Source organism: Paraburkholderia sp. BR10954 (assembly GCF_040965775.1).
Lineage (GTDB): Bacteria > Pseudomonadota > Gammaproteobacteria > Burkholderiales > Burkholderiaceae > Paraburkholderia > Paraburkholderia youngii.
Genome location: NZ_JBFRCK010000135.1, coordinates 1 through 3,066, shown reverse-complemented (window position 1 = coordinate 3,066; position 3,066 = coordinate 1). Strand labels below are relative to the sequence as shown.

General features: G+C 57.1%; 1 protein-coding gene. It reads right to left on the bottom strand.

Going from position 1 to position 3,066, the window contains the following annotated elements:
• Nucleotides 1–445: 445 nt before the first annotated feature.
• On the bottom strand, nt 446–3,066 hold a 2,621-nt coding region (locus AB4Y34_RS41300; RefSeq protein WP_368719240.1), incomplete at its 5' end, for an amino acid adenylation domain-containing protein.

The following is a 3,066-nucleotide window of genomic DNA, read 5'->3' as shown; positions in this document are numbered from 1 at the left end:
GGGCAGCGTGGTCGTGACAGGCGACCCGCCGCCCGGCCGTGGACAACCCGCGATTTGATCTTATCGGGAGGTGCCACACCGCATTAACCTCAACTACAGATCTATCCGTCGAACCGGGTCAACCTCAATAAGCATTCTTATCGATTAGGAATTTCTCGACACTTCATCCTTATCGCGACACTACCTGTAAACGCAATACCAGCGCCGTTCTTGTTCGACTCTCCCCTTGCAACCCCGTAAGAACGTGGCTTTCCCGATGATCTGGGTTCGTGGGGGCCTGCGACTGATTCTCTTCGGCCAACGGGTGCTGGGAATGCGCATCGTCATCACCTCTTGTTGCTGTTTCCACAAGCCACGCCTTTGATGAGATTCCTATACTCCAATCACTTTGTAGTTTCAGAGCGATTTCATGGGCATAGGTTTCCGCCTGTGCCCTATGAACCTTTTATTCGGCGCCCGTCGCTGACTGGCCAAGAGCCGTTAATAGGCATCGAGCCAGAACTTGGCGGTTCGCGGGGACATTCATCATAGTTATATGGTCACCTGGAATCGGCACGGCATGAATGGCCTTTGCACTCAAAACGCGGTCCCAACCCCGCAAAGGCGAGCATGCTTCTGGATCTGCAGAATTTTGGCGAGATCGTGCCCTGTGGCGAAGAGGTTCATTGGCATAGAATTGGTATGCCTCGATTGGGAGGGACGGAACTTGATACGAGTCCAGCGCCCGTTGGAATTGTATGGCCCTTTCATACGTCAGGATATCATTATGCAGGTTGCGATCCAAAGGGATCACTCCAATTTTCTGTGCCTTTTCAAGGAATTTAGAAATTGAACTTCTTCCAGAGAGGCGTTCAAGTAGTTCGAACCTCTCGTCGTCTACTTTGAGAGATTCCAGGAACACTTCTTGTACCATTTGGGTGGGCGATACGCTTGATGGATGCGAAGATAGTACAACGTCAATTAGAGCGAGGAATGAAACAGTTTCGTCTTGATCCAGTAACCGTTGCGCAATTGCGTAAGCCAAGATTCCTCCTGATGAGTATCCAGCGAGGCGATATGGACCTCGTGGCTGGATCTCTCTAATTGCCAAATTGAGTTGGGAGGCCATCTCTTTAAAAGTTGGAAATTGAACTTCACTAAATGGCGGCCATGTCAAAGCGTAGACAGGACATCCTGCGTCCATCTCCTGGACCAAACTAAGGACATAGGAGCAATCGCCAAAACCTGTGGGAACAAAGAACAGCGGCGGCTGCGATCCGATTGCTCGAGAAACACAAATCACTCCCGAGCTGCTGGGCTGTGGTTCCAAATGAACCTTTGATGCAAGTTCCTTTAGAACGGGGGCTTGGAAGAGGTCGGCGACGCTGAACTTGAGCCCGAGATCGACTGCCCGACTGAGCAACTGCACCGCCAGCAGCGAGTGGCCGCCCAGTTCGAAGAAGTGGTCGTGCCGCCCGACCCGCTCTAGCCCCAGAAGCTCCGCCCAGAGCTTTGCCAGCGCGGTCTCGATCTCGCCTTGCGGCGGCTCGTAGCTCCGCCGCGCATACGCCTCATCCTCCGGTGCCGGCAGCGCCTGGCGGTCCAGCTTGCCGTTCGGCGTCAAGGGCAGTGCCGCAATCCGCACAAACGCACTCGGCACCATGTAGTCCGGCAGGTGCGCACTCACATGCGCGCGCAACGCGCCGGCCAGCGCGCCGCCATCCGGCCCGTTCGAAGCTGCTTCAGCCGCACACACCACATAGCCGACAAGGTGTTTATCGCCGCGGCGGTCCTCGCGCGCCACCACCACCGCCTCGCGCACCAAGGCGTGCTCGGCAAGCCGCGCCGCGATCTCACCTGGCTCAATCCGGAAGCCGCGGATCTTCACCTGCTCGTCGTTGCGGCCCAGGAACTCCAGATTGCCGTCCGGCAGATACCGCGCCAGATCCCCGGTCTTGTACAGCCGGTCGCCTGCCACAAAGGGGCTGGCGATGAACCGCTCCGCCGTCAGCTCCGGCCGGTTCAAATACCCGCGCGCAACGCCGGCTCCGCCAATGTAAAGCTCACCCACCGCCCCGAACGGAACAGGCGCGCCATGACCGTCCAGAAGATACACCCGCGTGTTCGCGATCGGACGCCCAATGGGGAGACGGCGGAATGTCTCATCACTTGCGGTGACCTCGTAGACTGTCGCGAAGGTAGTCGTCTCGGTCGGACCGTAGCAGTGAACGAGACGTACAGGACCTTCTTCTCTCAATAATCTCAGAAATGAGGAAAGGTCATTGCGCTCGCCTCCACAGAGGAGATACTTAAGTTGTCCTAACGTTGGGGCAATCGCTGATGCATATTGGTTGAATAATGCTGTTGTTAGAAAAAGTGATGTCACCCGTTGCTGTTTAAGCGCCCTAGCAAAAGTTGAAGCATCTATGACGGTGGTGGCATCCATTGCAATGATGCAGCCACCATTGAGCAGCGGCGCCCAGACTTCAAATGTGCTGGCGTCGAAGGCAGGATTGGCGACAAAGGCGACACGATCTCCGGCACCGATCTTCGCATATCCATTGTTGATCACGAGCCGGTTGACAGCACGATGCGGAACAACAACTCCTTTCGGACTGCCGGTCGACCCGGAGGTGTACATCACATAAGCGGCCGCCTCGGCGCTCAATGCAAGGCCTGGATCAGCACTGGATCCCGTTCCAGCCATCAGCGCTTCCACAGCCAGAACAGGAATCGTCACCTCAAACAGATCATCATGGTCCCTCTCGGCGAGCACCAGGCGCGCAGCACAGTTGGCAATCAACCATCCTTGCCGCGCAGGTGGAAGGGCGCGATCAATCGGTACATACACTGCCCCCGCCTTCAGGATCGCAAGCTGCGCCGCTACAAGACTGACGGAACGGTCAAGCACAGTAGCTATGCAATCGCCCGGCCTCACCCCGAGCCCGATCAGATGATGGGCCAGCCGGTTGGCCCGCGCATTGAGCTCCCCATAGCTCAGTCTCTCGTTCTCATGCACCAGCGCCACCGCCTCCGGTGCCCGGCGCACCTGCGCCTCGAACAGCTCATGGATGCACCGCTCCGACG